The sequence below is a fragment of the Streptomyces sp. NPDC007095 genome, assembly GCF_040634475.1.
Taxonomy (GTDB): Bacteria; Actinomycetota; Actinomycetes; order Streptomycetales; family Streptomycetaceae; genus Streptomyces.
Map to the genome: position 1 here is coordinate 1 of NZ_JBEYFS010000370.1, position 7,012 is coordinate 7,012.

Annotated in this window: 3 protein-coding genes; 2 read left to right on the forward strand and 1 reads right to left on the reverse strand. The window is 69.8% G+C overall.

Going from position 1 to position 7,012, the window contains the following annotated elements; all coding sequences use genetic code 11:
* A partial coding sequence (locus ABZ656_RS54960; RefSeq protein ID WP_360279831.1) for a ricin-type beta-trefoil lectin domain protein occupies window positions 1–1,955 on the reverse strand: 1,955 nt, incomplete at its 3' end.
* A gap of 281 nt (window positions 1,956–2,236) precedes the next feature.
* Here ABZ656_RS54960 and ABZ656_RS54965 point away from each other — a divergent pair.
* Both ABZ656_RS54965 and ABZ656_RS54970 read left to right on the forward strand, forming a co-directional pair.
* On the forward strand, window positions 2,237–5,254 hold the full coding sequence (locus ABZ656_RS54965; RefSeq protein WP_360279833.1) for a glycoside hydrolase family 3 N-terminal domain-containing protein: 3,018 nt from the start codon (window positions 2,237–2,239) through the stop codon (window positions 5,252–5,254).
* 177 nt (window positions 5,255–5,431) lie between these two features.
* Window positions 5,432–6,781, forward strand: coding sequence for a hypothetical protein (locus tag ABZ656_RS54970; protein WP_360279836.1), 1,350 nt, complete (start codon window positions 5,432–5,434; stop codon window positions 6,779–6,781).
* Window positions 6,782–7,012 lie beyond the last annotated feature (231 nt).

Below are 7,012 nucleotides of genomic sequence, written 5' to 3' on the forward strand. Positions count from 1 at the left end.
TCCCGAGGGCGATGCCCGTGTGGTCGATGAGCGGGGCGCCCAGGTAGGAACGGACGCCGATCTCGTCGACGACCGGGTTGCCGGCGAAACGCGGGCGCCCACTTCTGATTGGCCGCCCCCGTGCAGGACCAGATCTGCGCCCGAGCCCCATTCACCGCAGAGTTGTCCGTCACGTCCAGACACTTCCCCGCCGCCGCGTTGACCACGTCACCCGTCGACCCGTTGTACGACCACCGCTGCGCCCCGGTCCCATTGCAGTCGTAGAGCTGAACCTTCGCCCCGTCAGCCGTGGACGCGGACGTGACGTCGAGGCACTTGCCCAGCGCCTGGACCGACCCGTCCCCCGCCACCGTCCACCGCTGGGCGTCCGAGCCATTGCAGTCGTACAGCTGAACCGCCGTACCGTTCGCCGACGACCCCCCGGCCACATCGAGACACTTGCCCGCGAGCCCCACGAACGCCCCGGTCTGTCCACCCCCACCGACCTGCTCCCCAGCCCAGGTGAACGTCGCGGACGTCTTCCCCGGCAGCGAGTACGTCGCGTGCTGCGAGCCCCAGTCGATGGTCACGGTCTTCGCGGACGAGGAGTCGTTGTAGGCGATCAGCGCCTTGGAGCCGTCAGGATTGCGCCACGCCACGTTCGGCACGGACGTACTCGCCGTAGAGGCCACCCGCTGCGCCCCCGGCCGCACGAACTTCGTCAACTGCCCCATCGTGTAGTACTCGATCGTGTAGTCGACCTGCCCACTCGCCCCGTCCCCGTTGTGAACGGTGATCAGCCCGGAGCATGTCCCGCACCCCCCGTTGTGCGGCCCCCGGTTCTGGTCGACGGCCAGCGACCACTTCGTCACCGACTTCGCCCAGTTCCGCGTGTAGTCGACGATGTTGAGCATGTCCTCGCGCTGCTGGTTGGCGATCCAGGTGCCACCGGAGTGCTCGGTCCCGAAGGCGTCCACCCCCGGGTACTGGTTGTGCACGCTCGTCTGCTTGCCCACGTCCCCGCCGTACCCGTGCCAGGCGATCCCCCCGAAGTTCGGATGCGCGCGCACGGCCGCGTCGTCGACGGTCTGGGCGGCGTACGAGTCGTACACGTCCCAGTTCCAGTCGTGCGCCAGCACCTTCGTGGACAGCCCCGCGGCCTGCAGCTTCGGCAGCAGCTCACTCTTCGTGAAGTACGCGAGCCCCGATGCGTTCCAGCTCATCGACGGGTACCCCGAGCAGCACGTCGGCTCGTTCTGCGCGGTGACGTAGGAGACCGGCACCCCCTGGTCCCGGTACGCCTGGAGGTACTTCACGAAGTACGAGGCGTAGGCCCCGTAGTCCTCCGCCTTCAGCCAGCCCCCGTTGAGCTGCCCGCTGTCCTTCATCCAGGCGGGCGCCGTCCACGGCGAGGCCATCACGGTGAGCGAGGGGTTCAGCTGGAGCGCCTGCTTGGTGAGCGGCACCACATCGGCCAGATCGTGCGCGATCGAGAACGACGCGAGGGACGGGTCGCTCTGCCCGGCCGGCACGTCGTCGTACGTGTACCCGTACCGGGCGAGATCGGACGCGCCCATCGGATTCCGCAGGAACGAGAGCCCGATGCCCTCCGTCGGCGAGAACAGTTTCCGCATCGTCGCGTCCCGGGTGGCCCCGGACAGCGCCCCGCTGCTGTTCATCAGCCAGGCCGCGGTGTCGGTGAAGGACGCGCCGCCGCCCGTGAAGGTCTGGTAGCGGGTGTTCTCGTCGACGGTGATGTTCTCGCCGCTGCCACCGGTACCGGCCTGGAAGGCGAACGGCGTCTGGGCCTGCAGCCCGCGGACGACATGGCGTCCGCCGTCGTCGTCCGTCGTGGTCAGCCAGGCCGTGACGGGTTCGCCCGCGGCGTGCGCGGGCGCCGCCGTGACGGCGGTCAGCCCGGCGGTGGTGAGCAGTCCGGCGAGAAGAAACCGGACCGCCCGAGTGGATCTCCTCATGACGCGTCGCCCTTCTGGGTGTGGGGGAGGGGGCGTGCGAGCCGTGAGTAAATGACGGCTTCGGGTTCACGTCAAGGGGTCTCGTGTTCAGGGCATGAAAGAACAACTGCCCTGATCCGGCCGCACATTGCCCGTGTACCGGTTCTGACGTGAAGTCTTGACGACCTCCCGGGGCGCCAGTTAACTCACGCCGTGATCTAAGTCGTAAGAGACCAACGGGAGATGCCGTCAGGCGCCCGGTCAGGGAACACCAGGGACTACGTAGAGTCGAGGGAAGGTCCATGCGAAGAACCGCCTTGCTCGCCTCCGCCGCTTTGCTCACGGGGCTGCTGCCGCTCCTTTCGGCCGGAGCGGCCACGGCCGACCAACCGGCCCCCGTCCCCGTCGACCGCTTCGAGGGCGAGGTCCCCTTCGCCAATCCCCCCGCCGGGGGCCTGTTCACCTGGGGCGGCGACGCCGACGACCCGCCCGCGCTCGCGCTGACCACCCGCACCGACGCCCCCGAGGGCACCAAGGTCCTCACCGGCACCTACGACATCAGCGGCTACGGCGGCTTCACCCACGACTTCGCCTTCGACCAGCCGGCCCACGACTGGTCGGCCCACAAGGGCATCCGTTTCTGGTGGGACGGTCAGAACAACGCCAAGAAGGTCGCCTTCGAGATCAAGGACGGCGGCGCCAACGGCGAGGCCTCCGAGCTGTGGACGACGTCCTTCACCGACGACTTCACCGGCTGGAAACAGATCGAGATCCCCTTCACCGACTTCACCTACCGCACGGACTACCAGCCCGTCGGCGGCATCGACCAGGTACTCGGCCTCACCCAGATGTGGGGGTACGCCCTCACGCTCCCGGTCGGCGTCAAGGGCCGGTTCGCCATGGACGACGTCGAGTTGTACGGCAAGGCCGACCAGTCCCTGCGCGCCTCCGTCACCACCGACTCCGCCGTCCACCCGGTGAAGGAGGGAGCGACGGCGACGGTGAAGCTCTCCGTCGCCACCACCGGAGCCGCCCCGATCGACGAACCCGTGACCGTCGCCTACGAGAGCGCGGCCGGCACCGCAGAGCCCGGCAAGGACTACACACCGGTCAAGGGCGAGATCACCTTCCCGGCGGGCACGGCCTCCGGCGCCACCCGCACCATCCAGGTCCCGACGCTGCGCGACAAGTCCGCCGAACCCGCCGAGACGATCCCCCTGAAGCTCACGGTCACCGGCGCGAAGGCCCCCGCCGAGACCCCGCAGATCGTCATAGACGCCCACGGTCTGCCGTACCTGGACCCGAAACTGCCCGTGAAGAAGCGGGTCGCCGACCTCGTCTCCCGCATGTCCCTGGAGGAGAAGGCCGGGCAGATGACCCAGGCCGAACGCGGCGCGCTCACGGCGCAGGGCGACATCGCCACGTACGACCTCGGCTCGCTCCTGTCCGGCGGCGGCTCGACCCCGACGCCCAACACCCCCGAGGCCTGGGCGAAGATGATCGACGCCTTCCAGCTCCGGGCGCAGGCGACACGGTTCCAGATCCCGCTGATCTACGGCGTGGACGCGGTGCACGGCCACAACAACCTCACCGGCGCGACGATCATGCCGCACAACATCGGCATCGGTGCGACCCGTGATCCCCGGCTGGCCGAGCGGACGGGCTCCGTGACGGCGGCCGAGGTGCGCGCCACCGGCATCCCCTGGGACTTCGCCCCCTGCCTCTGCGTCACCCGCGACGAACGCTGGGGCCGCTCCTACGAGTCCTTCGGCGAGGACCCCGCGCTCGTCGAGTCCATGGAGACGATGATCCAGGGCCTCCAGGGCGCCGCCAACGGCAAGGATCTGAAGGACAACGACAAGGTACTGGCCACGGCCAAGCACTTCGTCGGCGACGGGGGCACGGAGTACGGCTCGTCCACGACGGGCTCGTACACCATCGACCAAGGTGTCACGAAGGTCACCCGGCAGCAGTTGGAGGCCGTCCACCTGGCGCCGTACCAGACGGCGGTCGACCGTGGCATCGGCTCGGTCATGCCCTCCTACTCCTCCCTCGACATCCTCGGCGACGGCCGGGGCCCGGTGAAGATGCACGCCCGGGCGGACATGATCAACGGCGTGCTCAAGGACCGCATGGGCTTCGACGGATTCGTCATCAGCGACTGGCAGGCCATCGACCAGATCCCCGGCGACTACGCGTCCGACGTCCGTACGTCGATCAACGCGGGTCTGGACATGATCATGGTTCCGTACGCCTACAAGGACTTCCGTACGACGCTGGTCGACGAGGTACGGGCGGGTCGCGTCAGCGAGGCACGCGTGAACGACGCCGTGTCCCGAATCCTCACCCAGAAGTTCAAACTCGGCCTCTTCGAGAAGCCGTACGCGGATACGAGCGGCGCGGCGGCGATCGGCTCCGCCGGTCACCGGGCGGTCGCCCGCGAGGCGGCGGCCAAGTCCCAGGTCCTCCTGAAGAACGCGGCCGGCGTACTGCCCCTGAAGAAGTCCCAGAAGGTGTACGTGGCCGGTTCGAACGCCGACGACCTCGGCAACCAGACCGGCGGCTGGACGATCACCTGGCAGGGCGCGTCCGGGAAGCACACGGAGGGTACGACGATCCTGCAGGGCATGCGCAACGCCGGCGGTGACGTCACCTACTCGAAGGACGCCTCGGCGCCGACGTCCGGCTACGACGTGGGTGTGGTCGTCGTGGGCGAGACCCCCTACGCGGAGGGCGTCGGCGATGTGGGCAACGGCAACGACCTCGCCCTGACCCCCGCCGACCAGGCCGCCGTGGACAAGGTGTGCGCCGCCATGAAGTGCGCGGTCCTGATCGTCTCGGGCCGCCCGCAACTCATCGGCGACCGCCTGGGTGAGATCGACGCCCTGGTCGCCTCGTGGCTGCCCGGCACGGAGGGCGACGGCGTGGCGGATGTGCTGTACGGCAAGCGCGCCTTCACCGGCCAGCTCCCCGTCACCTGGCCCAAGTCGGAGAGCCAACTCCCGATCAACGTCGGCGACGCGTCCTACGATCCCCAGTTCCCCTACGGCTGGGGCCTGACCACACGCACGAAGGTCCCCGGGGGCGGCGAGGCCACGCTCAAGGCCCTCACCCTTCTCGCCCGGACAGCGGACCGAACCGGCTCGGCGCGACTGGGCCGCGCCGCGGTCACCAAGGCCCGCCTCCTGGTCCAGCAGAGCGCGGGCTCAACCATCACCCCCGCACTCGCCAAACCCTTCGCGGAAGCCGACCACCTCCTGCTGACCGCCCACTACACCCAGGCACTGACGAAACTCCTGGAGGCATACCGAGCCGGATGACCCCACCGCCCCCACCCGCCCGCGCGGCCTTCGGGCTGCGGGCGAGTGGGGGCTGGTCGCGCAGTTCCCCGCGCCCCTGAAGGGGCGCCGGGCGGCGGGGGCGAGAACCCCTCGGGTCACCCCGCCCCCATCGGCCCCAATGCCCAGTTTTGCGCCCGTTCAGGTAGCTTCGGAGATATGAAGGCCGCACTGATCCGAGGACTCCCCGGACTGCTGATCGCGCTGACACTCGCCGCCCTCACGGCACTCACCCTCACCGCACCCCCCGCCCACGCGGCCACAGACGTGGGAGCAGTGGCGGCAGCCCTCCGCAAGAGCCCCGTCTACGTGGACCCGGCAGCCTCCGCGCAACTCTCCAAGACAGACGCCGACACCCTGGCCAAGAAGATCAAGAACGCGAACAAGCCCGTCTTCGTGGCCGTCCTCCCCGCGGACTTCCCCACCCGGAACCTCTTCCAGAACCTCCGCACCGACACCGGCATCACAGGCCTGTACGCCATCAGACTGGGCGCCCGCTTCGACGCCCGCGCCGACACCGCGGTCATGCCCCGCACCGCTGTCCAGAACCTCGTCACCAGCGTCCAGGGCGAACCCACGAAGACCCAGCTGAACAACTTCACGGACCGCGCCCTAGCCAACATCAACGGCTCGGCCCCCAGGAGCTGGGGCTCGACCGACGGAAACGGCGTCTCCACCGGCACCCTCATCGCGGTGGCCGCGGTAGCCGTGGCGGGCGGCGCGGGCGCCTACACCCTCGTACGCCGCAACCGCCGCCGCAAAGAGCGGGAACAACAGGAAGCACTGGACAAACTCCGCGTGGTCGTCGACGAGGACATCACCGCGTTCGGCGAGGAACTCGACCGGCTCGACTTCCACCCCGCCGAGGCCGGCGCCGACGACGCGATGCGCGCCGACTACGAACGCGCCCTCGACGCCTATGAACAGGCGAAGTCGTCCATGGCCGCGGCCCGCCGCCCGGAGGACGTACGCGCCGTCACCCAGTCCCTGGAGGACGGCCGCTTCTCCCTCGCGCTCCTGTCCGCCCGTCGTGAGGGCAAGCCTCTGCCCGAACGCCGCGCCCCCTGCTTCTTCGACCCGCGACACGGCCCGTCGGTCGCCGACGCGACCTGGACCCCGGCAGGCGGCGCTCCCCGCGAGGTCCCGGTCTGCGCGGCGGACCAGGCCCGTCTGGCGGACGGCCGCGCCCCGGCGGTCCGCGAGGTCGACACCGACTACGGCCGCCGCCCGTACTGGGACGCCGGACCGGCGTACGGCCCCTGGGCGGGCGGCTACTTCGGCGGTGGCCTCCTCCCCGGTCTCCTCGTCGGCACCCTGCTCGGCAGCGTGATGGCCACTCCTTCCTACGCGTCCGACTACGGCTCCGGTTACGGAGACTTCGGCGGCTACGGCGGCGGTGACGTCTCCGGCTCCGACTTCGACCCCGGCGACTTCGGCGGCGGCTTCGGGGACGGCGGTGGCGGCGATTTCGGCGGCGGCGGAGGAGGAGACTTCGGCAGCGGCTTCTGAAGCGGAGCCTCCCGAGACGAAGGCCGCTGAAGCGAAGGCCTCCGAAGCCCGGCCGTCCCGGACCAAGGCTCCTGAAGCGCAGCCGTCCCGGACCAAGGCTCCTGAGGCCCGACCCGGAGCCGCACCGCCGCCTTCACACCTAGTGCCGCAACAGGCAACGTTCGCCCCGTCGCGACGCCCGGCACGCACTCTCGCCGCACCGGCCGAAAGCCCAAGTACGTCCAGTACGAG